This is a genomic window from Pseudomonas sp. MM213 (genome assembly GCF_020423045.1).
GTDB lineage: Bacteria > Pseudomonadota > Gammaproteobacteria > Pseudomonadales > Pseudomonadaceae > Aquipseudomonas > Aquipseudomonas migulae.
In genome coordinates this window covers 4,582,179-4,604,148 of sequence record NZ_CP081943.1, presented here as the reverse complement: position 1 = coordinate 4,604,148, position 21,970 = coordinate 4,582,179, and the positions used below count along the sequence as shown (strand labels likewise).

The following is a 21,970-nucleotide window of genomic DNA, read 5'->3' as shown; positions in this document are numbered from 1 at the left end:
GGGCGCTAATTTAGGTTGAGGCAATCAGATGGCTATGACAGTCCATTGCGATATCGTCAGCGCGGAAGGAGAAATCTTTTCCGGCCTGGTCGAGATGGTGATTGCGCACGGTGCACTGGGTGATCTTGGTATCGCCCTGGGCCACGCGCCGCTGATCACTAATCTCAAGCCTGGCCCGATCCGCCTGGTCAAGCAGGGCGGGGAAGAGGAGGTGTATTACATCTCCGGTGGTTTCCTCGAGGTTCAGCCGAACATGGTCAAGGTTCTTGCCGACACCGTGCAACGAGCTGCCGACCTGGACGAAGCCTCCGCTCAGGAAGCCGTTAAGGCTGCCGAGAAGGCCTTGCATGAGCGGGGCGCGGAATTCGATTACGGTTCTGCTGCCGCACGTCTGGCCGAGGCTGCAGCTCAGCTGCGCACCGTCCAGCAGATCCGCAAGAAGTTTGGCCACTAACAGGCCATCACTTGTTGCGCGATTGATTAAAAAGGGTAGCCTCGGCTACCCTTTTTTCTTTTCCGATTTTCATAACCAGGTCGCAGCCGCTGACCATCCAGGATTGGTAGCCAGTCATGTCTCTTGAAATTGTTATCCTCGCTGCCGGCCAAGGCACTCGCATGCGTTCGGCACTGCCGAAAGTCCTGCATCCGATTGCCGGCAACTCGATGCTTGGCCATGTTATCCACAGCGCGCGGCAACTTGATCCACAGCGCATTCACGTGGTGATTGGCCATGGTGCCGACGCCGTACGTGAGCGACTGGCAGCCGATGATCTGAATTTCGTCCTGCAGGACAAACAGCTGGGTACTGGCCACGCGGTTGCTCAAGCAGTGCCGTTCATTGAGTCCGACACCGTCCTGATTCTTTACGGCGACGTGCCGTTGATCGAAGTCGAGACCCTTCAACGTCTGCTCAAGCAGGTTGCGCCGCAGCAATTGGGTTTGCTGACCGTTCAGCTGGATGATCCAACCGGCTATGGCCGCATCGTTCGTGATGCTGCCGGCAAGGTGACGGCTATCGTCGAGCAGAAAGACGCCAACGAAGCCGAGCGTGCGATCACTGAAGGCAACACCGGTATTCTCGCGCTGCCGTTCGCGCAACTGGGCGGCTGGATGAGCCGTCTCTCCAACAACAACGCCCAGGGCGAGTACTACCTGACTGACGTGATTGCCATGGCAGTCAGCGATGGTCTGGTGGTGGCGACCGAGCAGCCTCACGATGCGATGGAAGTGCAGGGCGCCAATGATCGCAAGCAGCTTTCCGAGCTCGAGCGTCATTATCAACTGCGCGCGGGTCGTCGTTTGATGGCCCAGGGCGTGACCCTGCGCGACCCGGCACGTTTCGATGTCCGCGGTGACATCACTGTCGGTCGCGATGTGCTGATCGACATCAACGTGATTCTCGAAGGCAAGGTTGTCATCGAAGATGACGTGGTGATCGGCCCGAACTGCGTGATCAAGGACAGCACTTTGCGCAAAGGCGTGGTGATCAAGGCCAACAGCCATATCGAAGGCGCGATCATGGGCGAAGGCAGTGATGCCGGTCCATTCGCGCGCCTGCGTCCCGGCTCCGTGCTGGAGGCTCGCGCGCATGTGGGTAACTTTGTCGAGCTGAAAAACGCTCACATGGGCGAAGGCGCCAAGGCCGGTCACTTGGCGTATCTGGGCGATGCCGAGATTGGCGCACGCACCAACATCGGTGCGGGCACTATCACGTGCAACTATGACGGTGCTAACAAGTGGAAAACCGTGTTGGGTGAGGATGTGTTCATCGGTTCCAACAACTCGTTGGTGGCGCCTGTGGATATCTCTAGCGGTGCGACCACTGCGGCCGGATCGACTATTACGCAAAATGTGGATAACGCGCAGTTGGCCGTCGGCCGTGCACGCCAGAAGAATATCGATGGCTGGAAGCGGCCAGAGAAAATCAAAAAGGCCTGAGTTATCCACAGTTCATGTCATCGCCTTCGCGGGCAAGCCTCGCTCCTACAGTTAAAGTCGTACACATTATGTGGATTGACTACGATCCCGTAGGAGCGAGCGGTGCGGCGATCCGACTTGCCCGCGAAGCTTTTATCCACAGACCTTTTTATCGCCTCGCGCTTGACGAAGTTTCGCCAATAGGTTTTGATTGCTTCCGTTATCTTTCGAATCGAAACTTACCAGGTCATGTCGAAGCGCAATACACCTCAACGCCGTCACAATATCCTCGCCTTGCTCAATGAGCAGGGCGAAGTCAGTGTTGATGAACTGGCCAAGCGCTTCGAAACCTCGGAAGTTACGATTCGCAAGGACCTGGCGGCGCTCGAAAGCAATGGTCTTTTGTTGCGCCGGTATGGCGGTGCGATCACCATGCCTCAGGAACTGGTCGCCGATATCGGGCAACCGGTTTCCAGGTACAAACAGGCGATCGCCCGTGCTGCCGTTGCGCGGATCCGCGAGCATGCCCGGATCATCATCGACAGCGGCAGCACCACGGCAGCGATGATTCCGGAACTCGGCCAGCAGCCGGGCCTGGTGGTGATGACCAACTCGCTTCATGTCGCCAACGCCTTGAGTGAACTCGAGCACGAACCGGTGCTGCTGATGACCGGCGGTACCTGGGACCCGCATTCCGAGTCTTTCCAGGGGCAGGTCGCCGAGCAAGTGCTGCGCTCCTACGATTTCGATCAGTTGTTCATCGGTGCCGACGGCATCGACCTGGTGCGCGGTACCACCACCTTCAATGAATTGCTGGGACTCAGCCGCGTCATGGCGGATGTTGCCCGCGAAGTGATCGTGATGGTGGAGTCCGACAAGATAGGCCGCAAGATTCCCAACCTGGAGCTGCCATGGAGCAGCGTCCATACCCTAATTACCGATGATCGCCTGCCGCTGGAGGCACGCGATCAGATACAAGCCCGCGGTATCACGCTGATATGCGCGGCTGTCAGTCAGGAGAAATAGCATGTGTGGAATTGTCGGTGCAGTCGCAGAACGTAACATCACTGCCATCCTCCTCGAAGGCCTCAAGCGCCTGGAATACCGTGGCTATGACAGCGCCGGTGTGGCGGTCTATACCAATGATCAACAGCTCGAGCGCATGCGTCGTCCGGGTAAAGTCAGCGAGCTGGAACTGGCGCTCGAAGCCGAGCCGCTGGCCGGTCGCCTGGGCATCGCCCACACTCGCTGGGCCACTCACGGTGCGCCGTGCGAGCGCAACGCTCACCCGCATTTTTCCGGTGATCTGGCGGTGGTGCACAACGGCATCATCGAGAACTACGAAGCCCTGCGCGAACAACTCAAGGCATTGGGTTACGTGTTCACATCGGACACCGACACTGAAGTCATCGCCCACCTGCTGAACCACAAACTCAAAGATCTGAACGACCTGACCGTGGCCCTCAAGGCCACCGTTAAAGAGTTGCACGGTGCTTACGGCCTGGCCGTGATCAGCGCTCGGCAACCGGATCGTCTGCTCGCCGCTCGCAGTGGCAGCCCGTTGGTTATCGGCCTTGGCCTGGGTGAAAACTTCCTCGCTTCCGACCAGTTGGCCCTGCGCCAGGTCACTGACCGCTTCATGTACCTGGAAGAAGGCGATATCGCCGAAATTCGTCGCGATAGCGTGCAGATCTGGGACGTTAGCGGCAAGGTCGTCGAGCGCCAAACCGTGCAGTATCGTGACGGTGCCGACGTGGCTGACAAGGGCGAATTCCGCCACTTCATGCTCAAGGAAATCCACGAACAACCGGCTGTGGTGCAGCGTACCCTCGAAGGTCGTCTGAGCCCGGACGGTGTGTTGGTGCAAGCTTTCGGCCCACAGGCTGCCGAGCTGTTCGCCAAAGTGCGCAACGTGCAGATCGTCGCCTGCGGCACCAGCTACCACGCCGGCATGGTCGCCCGTTACTGGCTGGAAGAGCTGGCCGGCATCCCGTGCCAGGTCGAAGTCGCCAGTGAATTCCGCTATCGCAAAGTCGTGGTGCAGCCCGACACCCTGTTCGTGACCATTTCCCAGTCCGGCGAAACCGCCGACACCCTGGCCGCGCTGCGCAACGCCAAGGAGCTGGGCTTCCTCGCCAGCCTGGCGATCTGCAACGTCGGCATCAGCTCGCTGGTGCGTGAGTCCGACCTTACTTTGCTGACCCAGGCCGGCCGCGAAATCGGCGTGGCCTCGACCAAAGCCTTCACCACTCAGTTGGTTGGCCTGCTGTTGCTGACGCTGTCCCTGGGTCAAGTGCGCGGCACCCTGGCTGAAGGCGTCGAAGCCACTCTGGTCGAAGAACTGCGTCGCCTGCCGACCCGTCTGGGCGAAGCCCTGGCCATGGACAGCACTGTGGAGAAAATCGCCGAGTTGTTCGCCGAGAAGCATCACACCCTGTTCCTCGGTCGTGGCGCGCAATTCCCGGTAGCGATGGAAGGTGCCTTGAAACTCAAGGAAATCTCCTACATCCACGCCGAAGCGTACCCGGCCGGTGAACTGAAACACGGCCCGTTGGCGCTTGTGGATAACGACATGCCGGTCGTGACCGTGGCGCCCAACAACGAACTGCTGGAGAAGTTGAAGTCCAACCTCCAGGAAGTGCGCGCCCGTGGCGGCCAACTGATCGTCTTCGCAGACGAACAGGCCGGCATGACCAACGGCGAAGGCACCCACGTTGTGCACATGCCGCACATCCACGACATCCTGTCGCCGATCCTCTACACCATCCCGCTGCAGTTGCTGTCGTACTACGTCGCGGTGTTGAAAGGCACAGACGTTGACCAGCCGCGCAACCTGGCGAAGTCAGTCACCGTGGAATAAGTTATCCACAGCTGAATCGAGGGGCAAGGTTCCTGTTGTTCACAGGACCTTGCCCCTTTTACATTCAGCTCAGAATTTTTCCTCTATCAATCGCAGTGGATAATCCGGCTCTCGATAGCTGCCTGGCTTCTGGCGTTTGGGCAACTTCACGGGCTCCCTCGGAACATCCTTATAGGGAATGCGGCTGAGCAGGTCGGTGATGATGTTCAGGCGAGCCCGTCGCTTGTCATTGGAGTTGGCCACGAACCAAGGGGCATGTTCGGTGTCGGTCATCTTGAACATGTCGTCACGGGCGCGTGAATAGTCGTACCAGCGGCTGTATGACTTGAGATCCATGCCGGTGAGCTTCCAGATTTTGCGTCCATCCTTGATGCGTGCCTGAAGACGTCGTGTCTGTTCCTCTTGGCTGACCTCCAGCCAATATTTGATCAGGATGACGCCCGAATCGACGATTGCACGTTCCACCAACGGAATCGACTTCAGGAAACGGTCGACCTGCTCTTGGGTGCAGAACCCCATCACGCGCTCAACGCCCGCACGGTTGTACCAACTGCGATCGAAGATCACCACTTCGCCAGCTGCCGGCAGATGCGGCAGGTACCGCTGGACATACATCTGGGTTTTCTCACGTTCGGTCGGCGCGCTCAACGCCACCACCCGAAAGATGCGCGGGCTCACCCGTTCAGTCAGGGCCTTGATTGTCCCTCCCTTGCCGGCACCGTCGCGGCCCTCGAAAACAATGCACACCTTGATCCCTTTTTGCCGTACCCACTCCTGCAACTTGACGGTTTCGACGTGCAGTCGGCGCAGTTCTTCCAGGTAGTCCTTGTTAGACATCTTCGAGCTGTCGGCAGCGTTCTGCTTAAGCGGGCGCTTCTTATCCTTTGCCATAATCAAGACCTCGCAAATTCCCGGTTATGTCAGACTAGATTGTTTTGAACGCCGTATTGGATTCGCAGCCTGACGGTAGCGAATATCTGAGTAGAGGACATACCCAGTGGACCGATTCCAGGAAATGCAGGTCTTCGCCGCCGTCGCCCAGGACCAAGGTTTCTCGGCTGCGGCGCGGCGTTTGGGCCTGTCGGCGGCCAGTGTTACCCGTGCCGTGGCCGCGCTGGAAAAACGCATTGGCACACGCTTGCTGACGCGCACCACACGCAGCGTGCATTTGAGTGAGGCGGGTCAGCGGTATCTCGAAGACTGTAGGAGGATTCTTGCCGAGGTGCAGGAAGCGGAGGATTCAGCTGCGGGCAGTCATGCCGAACCCCGTGGGCAACTGACGATCACCGCGCCGGTGTTATTTGGCGAGTTGTTCGTTACGCCGGTAATGGTGAGTTATCTGAAGCAGTTTCCTGAAGTCTGCATCAACGGCTTGCTGGTCAATCGGGTAGTGAGCATGGTCGAGGAGGGGATTGATGTGGCTGTGCGCATCGGTGAGTTGCCCGACAGCAACCAGCACGCGATCCGCGTCGGCGAAGTACGGCGGGTGATTTGCGCTGCTCCGCCATTTCTGGAGACGCAGGGCAGGCCGGTGCATCCTCAGGATCTGGCGTGTGCACCGGTTATTTCAACGTCTGCTATCGGTCAGCTTAAAAGCTGGCCTTTTCAGGATGCGGGCGAGCCACTCAGCGTACGGGTTGAATCGCGATTGGTGGTGACGGCGAATCAGGCAGCCATTACGGCAGCGTGTCTCGGGCTGGGATTCACCCGTGTCCTGTCTTATCAAGTCGCCAGTAAAGTCGCTTCCGGCGAACTGGAAATCGTATTGGCTGACTTCGAACTGCCGCCATTGCCCATCCATGTGGTGTATCAGGGCGGCCGCAATGCGCCGGCCCGGATTCGCAGTTTTGTCGACTTCACGGTGAAAGCGCTGCGGGAACACCCGGCCTTGCAGGGCTGATGGGTTATTGCACTGGCTGAAATAATTGATTGCGTTTGCTGGTTATTCTGTTGTTTTGGTTGGGGGTGGAAGATGGCTCCCATCGGCGCTGATCGTTTCAGAACGGCGCCACCACCCAGCGGAGTCGACCATGCAAGCGATCAAACTCTACAACTTCCCACGTTCCGGCCATGCTCACCGTGTGGAGCTGATGTTATCCCTGCTGCAACTGCCGACCGAGCTGATCCTGGTCGATATGGCCAAGGGCGCGCACAAACAGCCCGATTACCTGGCGATCAACCCGTTCGGACAGGTCCCGGCCATCGACGATCAAGGCGTGGTGCTGGCCGATTCCAACGCAATTCTGGTTTACCTGGCGAAAAAATACGGTAACGGTCGCTGGCTGCCAGACGACCCGCTCGGCGCCGCCAAGGTTCAACGCTGGTTGTCAGTGGCGGCTGGACCGATTGCCTTTGGCCCGGGCCGGGCGCGGCTGATCACGGTGTTTGGCGCGCCTTACAGGGCTGAAGAGACGATCTCTTACGCCCACGTCTGGCTCAAACTGATCGATCAGGAACTGGCGGATACGGTTTACCTGACCGGCAGCGAACCGACCATTGCCGACGTGGCCGCCTACAGTTACATCGCCCACGCACCGGAAGGCAACGTGTCGCTCGAGGACTACGCCAACGTACGAGCCTGGCTGGCGCGCATCGAAGCCTTGCCAGGGTTTGTCGGCATGCCGCGCACCGTCGCCGGCCTGCAAAAAACTGCCTGATACCTGCGGCCCGGCATTGTCGGGCCGTTCACACTGCGCCTGGCGCGCACGGGAGAAGCCGTAATGGACCAGTCACCTTGGCACGCGGGCGAAAAACAGTTGCAGGCACACGTCGGTGTTGCCCAGCGAATGGAGGAGTTGGGTCGTAGGGTGGTTCGCACTGAGATGCCGGACCAACACCGCAAATTCTATGAGCAACTGCCGTTCATGCTGTACGGCGCAGTGGACATCGACGGCAATCCTTGGGCGAGCATTCTTGAGGGGCAACCGGGCTTCGCTCATTCGCCCCAGCCGGGTGCGCTGCAATTCAACAGCTTGCCGGGGGCGGATGACCCGGCGCAATTGACTGATGGCGCGGCGATCGGCTTGTTGGGGATCGAACTGCACACGCGGCGGCGCAACCGCCTCAATGGTCGCGTCGGCGCCGTGACGGCGAATGGCTTCGGCGTAACGGTCGAACAGTCCTTCGGCAACTGCCCGCAATACATTCAATTGCGGCAGTTTCGTTCGGTGCCGCTGGCGGATCCCTCGACGCGCATCGCGCAGCACCTGGGCGCTCTGGATGACGCTGCCAAAGCCATGATTGCCGACGCCGATACCTTCTTCGTCGCCAGTTATGTGGATGTCGACGGTCGGCGCTCAGTGGACGTTTCCCACCGTGGCGGTCAGGCCGGTTTCGTACACGTAGAAGGTAATCGTCTGACCATCCCGGACTTCGCCGGCAATCTGTTCTTCAATACCCTGGGCAACCTGTTGATCAATCCACGGGCGGGCTTGCTGTTTATCGATTTCAACTCCGGCGACCTGCTGCACCTCAGCGGTCGTACCGAAATCATCCTTGAAGGCCCCCAAGTCGAAGCCTTTCAAGGCGCCGAGCGTCTGTGGACATTCGAGGTGGAGCAGGTGGTGCGTCGGCCCGCAGCACTGGCTCTGCGCTGGCGCTTCGACGGCGTATCGCCCACCAGTTTGCTGACGGGCACCTGGGAGCAGGCCAACGCACGCCTGCAAGCCCGGGCGCTGGGTGATCATTGGCGGCCGCTGCGGGTGGTGCGCATTGAAGCGGAAAGCCACAACATCCGCTCGATCTATCTGGAGCCCGCCGATGGCGCCGGGTTGCCGCTGTTTCAAGCGGGGCAGCATCTACCGCTGCGGTTCAACATTGGCGGTGAGGTGCATATCCGCACCTACAGCCTGTCGAGCGCGCCGTCCGATGACTTTTTCCGCATCAGCGTGAAGCGAGAAGGGCGGGTGTCTTCGCATCTGCATGAGCAGGTTCGTGTCGGTGACCTGCTGGAAGCCCGCGCGCCTCAGGGGCACTTCACCGTGGCAACCCATGAGCGTCGGCCGCTGGTGTTGTTGGCCGCCGGCGTAGGCATTACGCCGCTGCTGTCGATGGTGCGGGAGGTGGTGTATCAAGGCCTGCGCACGCGGCACATTCGGCCTACATGGTTTTTTCAGAGTTCGCGCACGCTGGCGGATCAACCGTTTCGCTCCGAGCTGGATCGTTTGCTGGATGACGCCGGTGATTCGGTGCGGGTGCTGCGTCTGCTCAGTCAGCCGGAGGCCGATGCTCACGAGGGTGAGGACTTTGACCTGACCGGACGGATAGACGCCGCGTTGCTCAAGAACATCCTTGAAGTGGAGGACTACGATCAGCTGGATTTTGTACTCTGCGGGCCGGGCAGTTTTACTCAAGGGCTGTACGACAGCCTGCGGGAACTGGACATCCGTGACAGCAGGATTCACGCCGAGACCTTCGGCCCGTCGACCTTGCGTCGCCGGCCGGACCCCGACGCGGTGGTCATCGAGCAACCGCCGGCCGCAACCACGTCGGTGCCGGTGGTGTTCGAGCGTTCGGCCAAAGAAGCCCGCTGGCAACCCGACGGCGGCAGTTTGCTGGAGTTGGCGGAAAGCCGCGGGTTGCGCCCGGAATTCAGTTGCCGCGGCGGTTCCTGCGGGACCTGTAAGACTCGCCTGATCAGCGGTCAGGTGAATTATCCACAGCCGCCAGCAGAAGTGCCGGAAGAAGGACACGTCCTGATTTGTTGTGCGATTCCGGCGCAGGGCTCGCAGCCTTTGGTGCTCGACCTGTAGCATCTGACGCGGCGTGTAGGAGCGAGCGATGCGGCGACCCGACTTGCCCGCGAAGGCGTCCTAAACTCCGCCAAATGCTTCGCGGGCAAGCCTCGCTCCTACAAGATGAGATTCAGGCTTAGGAGTTTTATGGTTTTTCTCGCTCGCCTGTCAGGCTTGCTGGTGATGCTGGCTTTGCTTAGCGGTTGCGAACAACAGGACGCACCGCCGCTCGATCAGCAACTTTATGTATGGCAACGACAATGGACGCCGGCCCACGAAGCCGCACTCAAAGACAGCCGTGCGGATTTTTCGGCCTTGCGGGTGTTGGCCTTGCAAGCATTCCCCAAGGCGGGCTGGAACCGGGCGCGAATCGACCCGGTGCTGCTCAAACGGGATGGCCGGCCGCTGATTGCGGTGATTCGTCTCGATGGCCAGCTCAAGTCGCTGGATCAGGACGAGGTCGCTGCGCAGATCCTGCAAGTGCTCAGCGATTGGCAGGCGCAAGGGCTGGTGCTCTCCGGCGTGGAAATCGACCACGATGCCGGGAACGCTCGGCTACCGGCTTATCGGAAATTCCTCACGGATTTGCGCGCGGTGCTGCCGGCTTCCATGCCGTTGAGCATTACTGCGCTGCCGGCGTGGCTCGACAGTTCCGAACTGCCTGCATTGTTATCCACAGTCGATAGCAGCGTGTTGCAGGTGCATGCGGTGAGCGACCCGCGCATGGGATTGTTTGATCCGGATCAGGCCAGAAAATGGGCCAGCGCCTGGAGCCGCATCACGTCGAAACCTTTTTATCTGGCGCTGCCGGCCTATGGCGTAGCGTTGTTGCCGCAGGTCGGCGGCGCACTCGACGTGGAAAGCGAAGTGCCCATTGAGCGCGTCGGCGAGCGCCGGGAATTGCTGGCCGATCCGCAGCAACTGAGCACACTTGCCACCCAGTTGCGCGACGATCCGCCGGCTCATCTGGCCGGGCTGATCTGGTTTCGCCTGCCATTGGTCAATGATCGCCGGGCCTGGAGCCTGACGACCTTGCGCGCCGTGGCCCGTGGCGATGCCCTCGATAGTCGCCTGACGCTGAAACTCTCGGCGCAGGATGGCCTCTATGACGTCAGCATCAGCAATCAAGGCAACCTCGACAGCGCCTGGCCCGAACGCCTGACGCTCGCGGCACGAGGTTGTGAGGGCGCCGATGCCCTGGCCGGTTATGCGTTGCAACAAAGCCCGGATCTGCTTACCTTCACCCGCCTGCGCGACGGTCGGATCCCGGCCGGTGGGCAGCGCGCCATCGGTTGGGCACGCTGCACAAACATTGATCAAGGAGGTTCGAATGTTCACCCGTAACTGGCCCCGCCATTTGCTTTGCCTGAGCCTCGGTTTTCCACTGGGTTCGGCAGTGGCCTGCGGGCCGGATTTCCCCATGCGCCTGCTCGACAACCGGGGCCAGTCGCTGGCGGAGCTGCCGGAAGGCAACTTCCGGTTCGAGATCAGTCGTCTCGGGCAAGCGATTACGGGGTTGAAGAACGTCAGCGAAGTCGTCTACAGCATGGACGCGCCTGACTATGCCGTGCAGCGCGACGACGCCGAACAGGCTGGTTTGACGGCGCAGCAGCAGGCGTTGGTCAAAGAACTGCGCACGCTGAGCGATGCTCACCAGGTCGAGGCGCAGGGCGCAGGCTTGCCGACCGAGCACAGGCTCTATCTGGCAGGCGCCGTGGCGTTCAGCGCCGGTGACCATGGATTGGCCGCCGATTACTTCCAGAAAGTGCTCGCATTGCCGGCGGATCAACGCGCGTTACGCAGCACGTGGGCCGCTTATTCGCTGGGCCGGGCGCTGTTTGCCATGAGCAGCGAAGCGGACGCCGCGCCCGATCTGCTGATGCAGTCGCGCAAGGCCTTTGAGCAGGCGCGCCAGTTGAGCATCGACGGCTTCAGCGACCCATTGGAGCTGGGCGTCGCCAGCCTCGGCGAAGAGGCGCGTGTCGCTCGCACGGCGGGCGATTGGGACAACGCTATAAAACTCTACGCCACGCAAAACCTCCACGGTTCCGCAGTGGGTTACACCTCATTGAAGCTGTTGATGGCCGATCTGGCGGCGATGCCCGACGAGCAACTGGCCGCGTTGCTTAAAGGCAAACCGGTGCAGCAGCTGGTCACGGCGTCACTGATCAGCCGGTTGGGTTGGTCATTTGGTGATCAACCGCCAAACGAACAAAAACTGATCAAACTGCTGCAAAACAGCACGCGCGGCAGCCTCGACAATGCTGATCGACTGGCGGCCGTGAATTATCAACAGGGCGATTACGCCAGCGCCAAGGCATTTCTTGAACACGCCGGTGACGGTGGCCTGGCATGGTGGCTACGGGCGAAACTGGCGATGCGCGAGGGTGATAAAACGGCTGCCGCCGCCGCGTACGCCAAGGCTGCCCAGGCCTTCCCGCAGAACGAATCCTGGGGCGAGCGACGGACACCGGACTGGGATTTCGAAACGCTTCAGCCCAAGTGCCGCGTCGAGGGGGAAAGCGCGATCCTGGCGTTGCAACGTGGGGATTATTTGCAGGCATTCGATCAGCTTTATCGCAGCAACGACATTTACTGGTTCGACGCCGCGACCGTCGCTGAGCGTGTGCTGACCGTCGATGAACTCAAGCATTACGTCGACACCCAGGTGCCGGCGCCGCCAGCACTGACTCAACAGGATCGCGATAACTACGTGCCGTTGTCGGTGGCGGCGAAGTTGCGCAACCTGCTGGGGCGGCGCTTGTTGCGTGAGGGCCGTTATGACGAGGCGCCCGCGTACTTCGACAGCGAGACGTTGCACCATCAGGCCAAGTCGTACGGGGAGTTGCGCCACGACGCCGAATCGAAATGGTGGCCGAGCAAACGTGCCTTCGCTTACTACAATGCCGCGACGCTGGCCCGTTTCAGCGGGATGGAGCTCTTGGGCTACGAGATGTCCCCGGATTACGCGACGTTCGGGGGCAATTACAGCCTTGAAAGCAACGAACTCAAGGTCGGTCCATTGGTGGCTGAAGAGGAGGTCAGGCGCCAACAGGCCAGTGCCGCTCAACCCGATCAGCGTTTCCATTACCGTTATGTCGCGAATGCCTTGGCCAGTCGCGCCGCTGATTACTTGCCACATACCAGTCAGGCCTTTGCGGCGGTGCTTTGCGCGGCGGCGGGATGGAACACGGGTCAGGAGGAGAAAAGCGCTTTCTATCAACGCTATGTCAAAGAAGGTCCCTACGTGGATTGGGCATTATTCTTCGGCGAGCGGTGCCCTTATCCGGATTTCCATAATGCAGACAAACGCTATGTCACCCAGGCATTGAGTCCGATCCGCGCGACGTTGCGACCTTACAAAAAGTGGCTGGAAATGGGCGCTGTCGTGGCAGTTACGGGCATTGCGCTGGTACTGATCAATCGTCGCAAGCGTAGGGTGCGTCAGTAATCACGCCTGTTGAACAAAGGTCAGTCGCAGGGCAAAACCAATCAACAGGCTGCCAAACAACCACTGCTGTACGCGCTGTGCCGAAGGACTGCGTTGCAGCCAGCGGCCAAGCGCGGCGCCGGCCAAGGCGTACGCGCTGTCGAACAACAAACCGACACTGACCAGCACCACGCCCAGGGTCGCGAATTGTGCGAGCACCGGCCCTGCATGCGGATCGATAAACTGCGGCAGCAGCACCGAGCAGAACAGCAGCGCCTTGGGGTTCAGCAGGTTGGTCAACAATCCGCGCTGAATGGCTTCGCGCCAACGAGGTTTTCCACAGGCTGAATCTGCACCGTTCAGGCTCGGGAGCATCGTGGTCCGCAGACATTGAATGCCGATCCACAACAGGTACGCGGCCCCGGCCAGGCGCACCAAATCGAACGTCCAGGGCGCGGCTTTGAACAGTGCCGCCAGCCCCAGTGCCGCCAACGCCACGTGACATCCTCGGGCAATGCCCAATCCCACCGCCGTGGCCAGCGCCGCGCCTTTGCCCTGACGAGCGCCGGTTTGCAGCAGCAGAATCATGTCCGGGCCTGGGAGCAGGTAAACCACTGCCAGTGCCATGAAAAACAGCCAAAGCCCCGCCATGCTGCACCCCTTTCGTTGTCGATTCGGTAGCGCCAGTCTAGGGCTGAAGCACAGGGCAGGTGGTTGCGTAGTTTGCTTCTAAACAGTCTTGACTTGGCATAACCTGCCATTCTTTGACGCATGAACCATCAGGATCTGCCAAACATGAAACTGGACGCTTACGACCGAAAAATTCTCGCGGCCCTGCAACGTGACGGTCGTCTGAGCAACGTACAACTGGCTGACGAGATTGGTCTGTCCGCGTCCCCCTGTTTGCGTCGGGTGCGGATGCTGGAGGAGGCCGGGGTGATTCGCGGCTATCAGGCCAACCTGGACCGCGATGAAGTCGGGTTGGGGCTGACGGTGTTTGTCGGGGTCAAGGTCGAACGCCACAACGACGAACAGGCCGAAGCCTTCCGTGTGGCGGTGATGGCATTGCCCGAGGTGATTTCGGCGTTTCTGGTGTCAGGGGAATCGGATTTTCTGTTGCAGGTGGTGGTGCCGGATTTGCGTGCGTACGACCGTTTTCTCACCGGGCGTTTGCTCAAGTTGCCGGGGGTGAGTGACATCCGCAGCAACTTTGCGATTCACACGGTGAAAACGCCGGGGGCTTTGCCGTTGGAACACCTGCCGCTCTAGACCGGGTTGCCCCCTTCGCGAGCAAGTCGAATCGTCGCACCGCCGCTCCCACATGTGATCTGTGGCGTACACAAAACCAGTGTGGGAGCGAGCCTGCTCGCGATGGCGATCGATCAGTCGCAGCAAATCCCTGAAACCTACATCTGCGTCGCCATCCCCTCCACATTCATCGCCGCCTGGCGCAACGCCTCGGAGCGGGTCGGGTGTGGATGACAGGTCAGGGCAATGTCTTCAGCCGAAGCGCTGAACTCCATGGCCACGCAATATTCGCCAATCATTTCACTGACGCTCGGGCCTACCAGGTGCACGCCAAGAATCTCGTCAGTGCGCTCATCGGCCAGCACTTTGGCGAAGCCTTCAGTCTCGTGGTTGATCTTTGCCCGGCTGTTGGCGGTGAAGGGGAATTTACCGACCTTGTACGCGCGGCCCTCAGCCTTGAGTTGCTCTTCGGTCTTGCCGACGCTGGCCAGCTCCGGCCTGGTGTAAATGACGTTGGGGATCAGGTCGTAATTGACCTCGCCTGCCTTGCCGACGATCTGCTCGATACAGGCCATGGCTTCATCTTCGGCCTTGTGCGCGAGCATTGGTCCCGACGTGACATCGCCGATGACCCACACGCCTGCCGCTTCAGTGCGATGACCCTTGTTGGCGAGCATGCCGCGTTTATCCGTGGCGAGGCCGACGTTCTCCAACCCCAGCCCCTCGGTGTAAGGCCGGCGCCCGATGGCGACCAGCACGTAATCGGCTTCGAGTAGTTCGGCAGTACCGCCAGCGGCCGGTTCGACGCTGAGTTGAACACCGCTCGCCGAAGTCGTGGCGCGGGTGACTTTCGAACTCAACTTGAAGCTGATGCCTTGCTTGCTCAGCGAACGTTGCAGGGTTTTGCCCGCTTCGCCGTCCACACCAGGGCAGATCCGGTCGAGAAACTCGACCACGGTCACCTGTGCGCCCAAACGCCGCCACACCGAGCCCAATTCCAGGCCAATGACCCCGGCGCCAATCACCACCAGATGCTTGGGCACTTCGGACAAAGAAAGCGCACCTGTGGAATCGAGGATGCGCGTGTTGTCGATGTCCACGCCGGGCAGGGGAGTGGGCTCGGAGCCGGTGGCAATGATGATGTCCTTGGCGCTCAGCTCAGTCTTGCCGCCCTGGCTGTCCGTCACCGTGACTTTGCCCGGCCCGTCGATATGGCCCCACCCCTTGATCCAGTCGACCTTGTTTTTGCGGAACAGAAACTCGATGCCCTTGGTCAGTCCGGCAACACTGTCATCCTTCTGCTTCATCATTTGCGCGAGGTTCAGCGTGGGTTTGACCTCGATACCGAGGTTGGCAAATTCAGCGCCCATGGCCGCGTCATACAATTCAGAAGCATGCAGCAATGCCTTGGACGGCATGCAACCGACGTTCAGGCAAGTGCCGCCGAGGGTGGCGCGGCCTTCGACACAGGCGGCTTTAAGGCCCAACTGGCCGGCGCGAATCGCCGCGTTATAGCCGCCGGGGCCTCCGCCCAGTATCACGACGTCATAGTTGCTCATGGATGTACTCCTGAATTGGATGGGAATCGGGCTGGATAAACGTAGTTCCTGAATAAAATTACGAGCGTAATATGTGCGCAGCCACGCCTTTCGGTCAAGGCTTCAGCCAAGCGACAGGTTGAGCGTCTTTAGATAAAGAGATTTAGTACGAAAATTTCACGGTTTTCGTTATATCGTAACGAATTGCGACGTGAGCAACGAAAATCACTGGAGTGGTATGCAAGTCGATCTCGAGATTGAGGGCGCAACGGTAGCCGGGCTGCCGCGCTTTCAGCAGGCAGTCTTTCAAGGGCGGCGATTGCGGCAGTTGGCAATCGGCCTCGGCGCGCTCGCAGGGGCAGGCTGGGTGCTGGCATTTTTCGTCGGGCTGTTTGCGCCGCAGTCGCTTTGGCCTGCGGTGCTGGTCAATCAGAGCGCCGGTTTGCTGGTGCTGGTCGCCGGGCTGCAATCGGCGTGGTGGGTGACACGGTGGCGTGAAAGGGCGATGAACCCGGCGATGCTCCCTGTGGAAGTCGCCGCTGAATCGCCGCCGGAGGGCTGGTATGAACGGCTACTGGAGCGGATCAGCCAGCGATGGTTGCGGCTGCTGGCGCAGATCGGCGCTTCGACGCTGTGGCTTGGCGCTTGGGCGCTGCTGGTAGTGTTCAGCATCAATCAAGTCTGGAACCTGGCCCTGCCTCCCGCTGCGCTCGGTTTTTCCGCGAGTGTCGCGGCGGCCTTGTCGTTACTGCTGGCCTTCGGTTTGCTGGTGCTGGAACGGCAACTTGCCCAGGAAAACGTGGCCCAGTGGCCCGAAGCAGGTTCGCTGGCGCAGCTGACGCGCGTGGCAATCATCTGTCTTGTGCTGAGCGCGCTGTGTCTGTTGTTGAGCAGCGAAGCGTCGGTTTGGCCGGTACGTCTGGCTGTACTGATTGGCCTGCTGCCGGGTCTGGTTGCGGTCGAACTGCTGCTACGCGCGGTGTTGTCACTGTTCAGTCCGCAGCGTGAACAACTCGAACCTGCGTTGCTGGCGCGAAGCTTCGTCGCCGACATGCTGCGCTGGCCACCCCAACCGTTGCTGGCGCTGCAACACGAATTACATAACCGCTTCGGCATCGATCTGCGACAGATCTGGGCCTTCACTTACATGCGCCGGGCATTCGTTCCGGTACTGGCGGTGGTGGCACTGGTCGGTTGGTCGCTCACCGGCATTCACGAAATTTCCCTGCAGGGGCGGGGCATCTATGAGCGTTTCGGCAAACCGGTGGAGGTCTTCGGCCCCGGTTTGCACGCAGGTCTGCCGTGGCCGCTGGGTCGAGTGTTGAGTGTCGAGAACGGCGTGGTTCACGAGTTGGCCACCAGTGTTGGCGAAGCGGCGGCGCCGATTGTGGCTGAACCGGCTGAAGGTCCGGCGCCGACGACGGCCAATCGCTTGTGGGACGCCAGCCACGTGAACGACAAGTCTCAGGTGATTGCCAGCAGTCGCGCCGACAAACAGAGCTTCCAGATCGTCAACATGGACGTGCGTTTCGTCTATCGCATCGGCCTCACGGATCAAGCGGCGTTGGCCGCGACGTACAACAGCGCCAACGTGCCGACACTGATCCGCAGCACCGCCAGCCGGATTCTGGTGCACGACTTCGCGTCTCGTACCCTCGACGGTCTGCTCGGTGAGGACAGGGTAGGGCTCGCTGAAGAGATTGGACGCGCGGTGCAGGCGGACCTGGAAAAACTCGACAGCGGCGTGGAGATTCTCGCGACTGTGGTTGAAGCGATTCACCCACCGGCCGGCGCGGCCAACGCTTATCACGGTGTGCAAGCGGCGCAAATTGCTGCGCAGGCCTTGATCTCGCGTGAGCGCGGCGCAGCCGCAGAGGCCACCAATCAGGCTCAATTGCAGGCCAGCATCGCACGGGATCAAGCGACGGCCAGCGCGCGTGAAATCAATGCGGCTGCGCAAGCGGCCGATCTGAAATTCAGCGCCGAGCAAAAGGCCTACGCCAGCGCGGGCCAGGCTTTCGTGCTGGAACAGTATTTCAGCCAGCTCTCCCAAGGCCTGACCAACACCAGGTTGCTGGTTCTCGATCATCGTCTGGGCGGCAGCGGCAACGCGCCGACCATCGACCTCCGTACTTTCACGCTGCCGGTTGACCCTGCATCGGCGCGTAAAACTGCTCAGCCAGGAGCTGCCAATTGAGCCAGTCGCACACTCACGATCATGATGACCACGCCGGCCACGATCACGGTCATGGCGGGCATCATCACGGGCATCACCATCACCACCACGGCGATCCGCAGGAAGCGGGTCCATTCCCGTGGCGGCGCATGGGGTGGGCGGCGTTGCTGGTGGCGTTTGCCATCGCGGCTGCAAGCCTTGTGCAGGTGCGCTCCGGCGAAGCCACGGTGATCACGCGCTTCGGTAATCCGTCGCGGGTGTTGCTGGAGCCGGGGCTGGGCTGGCGTTGGCCCGCGCCTTTTGAAGCGGCGCTTCCGGTAGATCTGCGTTTGCGCACCACGTCCAGTGGTTTGCAGGATGTGGGCACGCGCGACGGTTTGCGCATCATCGTTCAGGCTTACGTGGCGTGGCAGGTACAAGGCGATCCGGACAATGTGCAGCGCTTCATGCGCGCCGTGCAGAATCAGCCGGACGAAGCGGCGCGGCAGATTCGCACCTTCGTCGGCTCGGCGCTGGAAACCACGGCCAGCAGTTTTGACCTGGCCAATCTGGTGAACACCGATGCCAGCCAGGTGCACATCGCTGATTTTGAAGCGCAGTTGCGTCAGCAAATCGATCAGCAGTTACTCGCCACTTATGGCGTTCGTGTGCTGCAAGTCGGCATCGAACGATTGACCTTGCCGTCGGTGACCCTGACCGCCACCGTCGATCGCATGCGCGCCGAGCGTGAAACAATCGCCACCGAACGCACGGCCATCGGCAAACGTGAAGCGGCGCAAATTCGCTCTGCTGCCGAGCGTGATGCGCGAATCGTCCAGGCCGATGCCACGGTAAAAGCTGCCGACATCGAAGCTCAATCCCGGGTCGAAGCCGCACAGATTTACGGCCGCGCTTACGCGGGTTCGCCGCAGCTGTATAACTTGCTGCGCTCCCTCGACACCTTGGGCACCATCGTCACACCTGGCACCAAACTGATTCTGCGCACCGATGCCGCGCCGTTCCGGGTGTTGGTTGACGGTCCGCCGACACTCGATAACAAGTCCGGATCGCAGCCATGAGTTTGGTTCCACGTGGAACAAATGAGTTAAGCAGCCCCTGGATTCAGGCCGGGCGATTGGCTTTTCTCGCCCTGTATGCGGTGACAGTCTTGGCCGCGTTGGCGTGGGCATTCTCCAACGTGCGGCAAATCGATCCGCAAAATCGCGCGGTGGTGTTGCACTTTGGCGCGCTGGATCGCATTCAGAATGCCGGTCTGCTGTTGGCGTGGCCGAGGCCGTTCGAGCAGGTGGTTTTGTTGCCGGCGGCAGATCGGGTGATCGAGCGTCGGGTCGATAATCTACTGCGCAGCGATGCCGCGTTGCAGGCCGACCGAGCAGCCACTTTCGCCACGCCGCTCAGTGATGCGCTGGCAGGTTCCGGTTATCTGCTGACGGGTGACGCGGGTGTGGTGCAATTGGATGTGCGGGTGTTTTACAAAGTCACCGAACCGTATGCGTTCGTTGTTCAAGGTGAACACGTGCTACCGGCACTGGATCGCCTGGTGACTCGCAGCGCCGTGGCACTCACCGCCGCACGAGATCTGGACACCATTCTGGTGGCGCGCCCTGAGTTGATCGGCGCGGATAATCAAGCGGCGGAAAGACGCGAACGCCTGCGCGGGGATTTGGTACAAGGCATCAATCAACGACTCGCGCAATTGACCGCAACGGGGCAGGGGCTGGGGATCGAAGTGGCGCGCGTGGATGTGCAGTCGAGTCTGCCAGGACCTGCGGTCAATGCTTTCAACGCCGTTCTGACGGCAAGTCAGCAAGCCGATAAAGCCGTGGCCAATGCCCGCACTGAAGCCGAGAAACTCACCCAGGCCGCCAACGAGCAAGCCGACCGTGCGCTGCAAGTCGCCCACGCTCAAGCCAGCGAACGGCTGGCCAAAGCCTCCGCCGACACGGCCACGGTATTGAGCCTGGCCAAGGCGCAACAACAAGGCACCGACCCGCAAATGCTGTTGCGCATTTACCGCGAACGCTTGCCGAAAATCCTCGGTCAGGCCGGCTCGGTGACCACGGTCAATCCGAAAGACGATTCCCGCCTGATCATTCAGGGAGCTGCACAATGACCGCCCAAACCGCCGCCGCACCGAGCATGTTGTCCTCGGCCGAACAACGCAGCGCTGCACGCCAGCTGACCCTGGCCATGCTCGCGCTCGGCTTGCTGGCGCTCGGTTTGATCTGGCGCTGGTGGTCGCCGGAGCAGACGGGCGTCAGTCAATTGCTGCTGGGTTTTGCCTCGTTGCTGGTGGCCGTGCCGGTGATGCGTTCGGCCTGGTACAGCCTGCGTTATCCCAGCTTGCACGGGATCACCGATCAGTTGATTGCGTTGGCGATGTTGGGTGCCTGGGCAACGGGCGATCTGCTGACCGCTGCGTTGTTGCCGATCATCATGATCTTCGGTCATGTGTTGGAAGAGCGCAGCGTGATCGGTTCCCAGGAGGCGATTCACGCACTCGGCAAACTGACGCGCAGCCATGCGCGCAAGGTTCAGGCGGATGGCACCATCGTCGAAGTCGACAACGGCACACTCAAGGCTGGCGACCGCGTTGAGGTCCGCGCCGGTGATCGAGTGCCGGCCGATGGTCGTGTGCTCTCCGGTCAGGCGAGTCTCGATACGGCATCGATCACGGGCGAGTCGGTGCCGGTGGAGGCGGGCGTCGGCATGACGGTGTTTGGCGGGGCGATCAACCTTGATGGCCTGCTGCGCATTGAAGTGACCCGTACCGGCAACGAATCGACACTCGGTAAAGTCATCGCGCTGATGCAAAGCGCCGAGCGTTCCAAGCCGCCAATCACCCGTTTGCTGGAGCGCTACGCTGGTAGCTATATGGTGCTGGTGTTGTTGCTGGCCGCAGTGACCTGGTTCATCACCAACGATGCGCAAGCGATGCTCGCGGTGTTGGTGGCAGCCTGTCCATGTGCGTTGGTGTTGTCGGCACCGGCCACGGCGATTGCCGGCGTCGCGGTTGCCGCACGACATGGGATTCTGATCCGCAGCTCGGCGTTTCTCGAAGAGCTGGCGGATCTGACGTCGCTGGTGGTCGACAAGACCGGGACGCTGACCTTCGGCACCTTGCGCCTGCAATCGATCGACAGTCCGCTGGAAGATCGCAATCACGTGTTGAAACTGGCTGCCAGCCTGGGTTCCGCCAGCAGTCACCCGGTCAGTCGCGCGCTCGCCGGGTTGGTTAGCCAGGAACATTTTCTGCTGCTCACGGACATTCACGAACGTCAGGGCCTGGGCGTGGTAGCGATGACCGAACAGGGCGAAGCAGCACTCGGGCGGCCGGAGTTGTTCGCGCAATTGGCAATCGCCACTTCAGCGGTTCCTGAACACGATGGCCCGATTGCCGGCTTGGCGCTCAACGGTGAATTCCTGGCCTGGCTGTTGCTCGCGGACAGCGTCAAACCTGAAGCGCGATTCGCCTTGAGTGAATTGCGAGAACTCGGGTTGGGCCGGCAATTGTTGCTCACCGGCGATCGCCAAAGCGTCGCGAATACGTTGGCCCTGGATGTCGGGATCAGCGATGTCGAAGCCCAGGCCTTGCCCGAGGACAAACTCAACCGTGTGCTGAAAGAAATCGGCAGCGGCTTCCGGCCGATGGTGGTCGGCGATGGCATCAATGATTCGCTGGCACTCAAGGCCGGTGTGGTGGGCGTCGCCATGGGGGCGGGCGGTGCGGATATTGCCTTGGCTTCAGCCGACATCGTGCTGATCGGCAGCGACCTGCGTCGGCTCGGCACTTGCGTACGTTTGAGTCGCCAATGCCGGCAAACCTTGCAGGTCAACGTGATCATCGGTCTGGGCTGGACACTGGCAATTGTCGCTTTCGCTGCCTTCGGCTGGCTCGGTGCGGCAGGGGCGATGATTGCTGCGCTGCTGCATAACCTGAGCACGTTGCTGGTATTGGGCAACGCCGGGCGGCTGCTGCGTTTCCAGGAGCCGTTGCTCAAGATGAAGGAAGACGTCTGAGGGATGTGAACATTTCAGAACTGTGCGCGAAATTCGCAGTCATCTAGT

17 protein-coding genes are annotated in these 21,970 nt (G+C 60.7%); 14 read left to right on the top strand and 3 right to left on the bottom strand.

All coding sequences use genetic code 11. The annotated features are described in order from the left end of the window. The first annotated feature begins 28 nt into the window (after positions 1 to 28). From K5R88_RS21045 to glmS, 4 genes are all read left to right on the top strand, one after another. Positions 29 to 454, top strand: coding sequence for a F0F1 ATP synthase subunit epsilon (locus K5R88_RS21045; RefSeq protein WP_007969909.1), 426 nt, complete (start codon positions 29 to 31; stop codon positions 452 to 454). 116 nt (positions 455 to 570) lie between these two features. Further along, positions 571 to 1,938, top strand: a complete 1,368-nt coding sequence (gene glmU, locus K5R88_RS21040) for a bifunctional UDP-N-acetylglucosamine diphosphorylase/glucosamine-1-phosphate N-acetyltransferase GlmU (RefSeq protein ID WP_192417792.1) — start codon at positions 571 to 573, stop codon at positions 1,936 to 1,938. 228 nt (positions 1,939 to 2,166) lie between these two features. Further along, complete coding sequence (locus K5R88_RS21035) at positions 2,167 to 2,943, top strand: DeoR family transcriptional regulator (RefSeq protein ID WP_008027522.1); 777 nt, start codon at positions 2,167 to 2,169, stop codon at positions 2,941 to 2,943. Position 2,944: 1 nt separating this feature from the next. After that, positions 2,945 to 4,777, top strand: a complete 1,833-nt coding sequence (gene glmS, locus K5R88_RS21030; RefSeq protein WP_226298301.1) for a glutamine--fructose-6-phosphate transaminase (isomerizing) — start codon at positions 2,945 to 2,947, stop codon at positions 4,775 to 4,777. A 69-nt stretch (positions 4,778 to 4,846) separates the two neighbouring features. On the opposite strand, the gene ppk2 is transcribed toward glmS, so the two are convergent. After that, entirely contained in the window at positions 4,847 to 5,668 is an 822-nt protein-coding gene (ppk2, locus tag K5R88_RS21025) for a polyphosphate kinase 2 (protein ID WP_008027519.1), read from the bottom strand. Between the two features lie 106 nt (positions 5,669 to 5,774). Here ppk2 and K5R88_RS21020 point away from each other — a divergent pair, with 106 nt between their 5' ends. From K5R88_RS21020 to K5R88_RS21000, 5 genes are all read left to right on the top strand, one after another. After that, positions 5,775 to 6,677: a LysR family transcriptional regulator gene (locus K5R88_RS21020; RefSeq protein WP_226298300.1), complete on the top strand. Its 903-nt coding sequence runs from the start codon at positions 5,775 to 5,777 to the stop codon at positions 6,675 to 6,677. 130 nt (positions 6,678 to 6,807) lie between these two features. Next, entirely contained in the window at positions 6,808 to 7,434 is a 627-nt protein-coding gene (locus tag K5R88_RS21015; protein WP_226298299.1) for a glutathione S-transferase family protein, read from the top strand. 63 nt (positions 7,435 to 7,497) lie between these two features. Beyond that, complete coding sequence (locus tag K5R88_RS21010; protein WP_226298298.1) at positions 7,498 to 9,528, top strand: 2Fe-2S iron-sulfur cluster-binding protein; 2,031 nt, start codon at positions 7,498 to 7,500, stop codon at positions 9,526 to 9,528. A gap of 129 nt (positions 9,529 to 9,657) precedes the next feature. Beyond that, a complete protein-coding gene (locus K5R88_RS21005) occupies positions 9,658 to 10,854 on the top strand; it encodes a DUF3142 domain-containing protein (protein ID WP_226298297.1) in 1,197 nt (398 codons plus the stop codon). Then, on the top strand, positions 10,841 to 12,961 hold the full coding sequence (locus tag K5R88_RS21000; protein ID WP_226298296.1) for a hypothetical protein: 2,121 nt from the start codon (positions 10,841 to 10,843) through the stop codon (positions 12,959 to 12,961). Before K5R88_RS21005 ends, K5R88_RS21000 begins: the two co-directional genes overlap by 14 nt. On the opposite strand, the gene K5R88_RS20995 is transcribed toward K5R88_RS21000, so the two are convergent. After that, positions 12,962 to 13,591 (bottom strand): LysE family translocator, encoded by a 630-nt coding sequence (locus tag K5R88_RS20995; protein WP_226298295.1) that lies wholly within the window; start codon positions 13,589 to 13,591, stop codon positions 12,962 to 12,964. It abuts the gene before it with no gap. Positions 13,592 to 13,735: 144 nt separating this feature from the next. Here K5R88_RS20995 and K5R88_RS20990 point away from each other — a divergent pair, with 144 nt between their 5' ends. Beyond that, positions 13,736 to 14,209 carry an Lrp/AsnC family transcriptional regulator gene (locus K5R88_RS20990; RefSeq protein ID WP_008027506.1) on the top strand — a complete coding sequence of 158 codons (474 nt, stop codon included), beginning with the start codon at positions 13,736 to 13,738 and terminating at the stop codon, positions 14,207 to 14,209. A gap of 137 nt (positions 14,210 to 14,346) precedes the next feature. Here the strand turns inward: K5R88_RS20990 and lpdA are convergent, their stop codons facing one another. Further along, positions 14,347 to 15,747, bottom strand: coding sequence for a dihydrolipoyl dehydrogenase (lpdA, locus tag K5R88_RS20985; protein WP_226298294.1), 1,401 nt, complete (start codon positions 15,745 to 15,747; stop codon positions 14,347 to 14,349). A gap of 217 nt (positions 15,748 to 15,964) precedes the next feature. Between lpdA and hflK (K5R88_RS20980) the strand changes: the two genes are divergently transcribed. The 4 genes from hflK (K5R88_RS20980) to K5R88_RS20965 are packed head-to-tail and all read left to right on the top strand — an operon-like array spanning position 15,965 to position 21,922. Further along, complete coding sequence (gene hflK / locus K5R88_RS20980; protein WP_226298293.1) at positions 15,965 to 17,923, top strand: protease modulator HflK; 1,959 nt, start codon at positions 15,965 to 15,967, stop codon at positions 17,921 to 17,923. Beyond that, positions 17,920 to 18,960: a protease modulator HflC gene (hflC, locus tag K5R88_RS20975; protein ID WP_226298292.1), complete on the top strand. Its 1,041-nt coding sequence runs from the start codon at positions 17,920 to 17,922 to the stop codon at positions 18,958 to 18,960. The genes hflK (K5R88_RS20980) and hflC overlap by 4 nt, the downstream gene beginning before the upstream one ends. After that, positions 18,957 to 20,015: a protease modulator HflK gene (hflK, locus tag K5R88_RS20970; protein WP_008027495.1), complete on the top strand. Its 1,059-nt coding sequence runs from the start codon at positions 18,957 to 18,959 to the stop codon at positions 20,013 to 20,015. The genes hflC and hflK (K5R88_RS20970) overlap by 4 nt, the downstream gene beginning before the upstream one ends. Continuing rightward, positions 20,012 to 21,922, top strand: coding sequence for a cation-translocating P-type ATPase (locus K5R88_RS20965; RefSeq protein WP_223450101.1), 1,911 nt, complete (start codon positions 20,012 to 20,014; stop codon positions 21,920 to 21,922). Before hflK (K5R88_RS20970) ends, K5R88_RS20965 begins: the two co-directional genes overlap by 4 nt. Positions 21,923 to 21,970 lie beyond the last annotated feature (48 nt).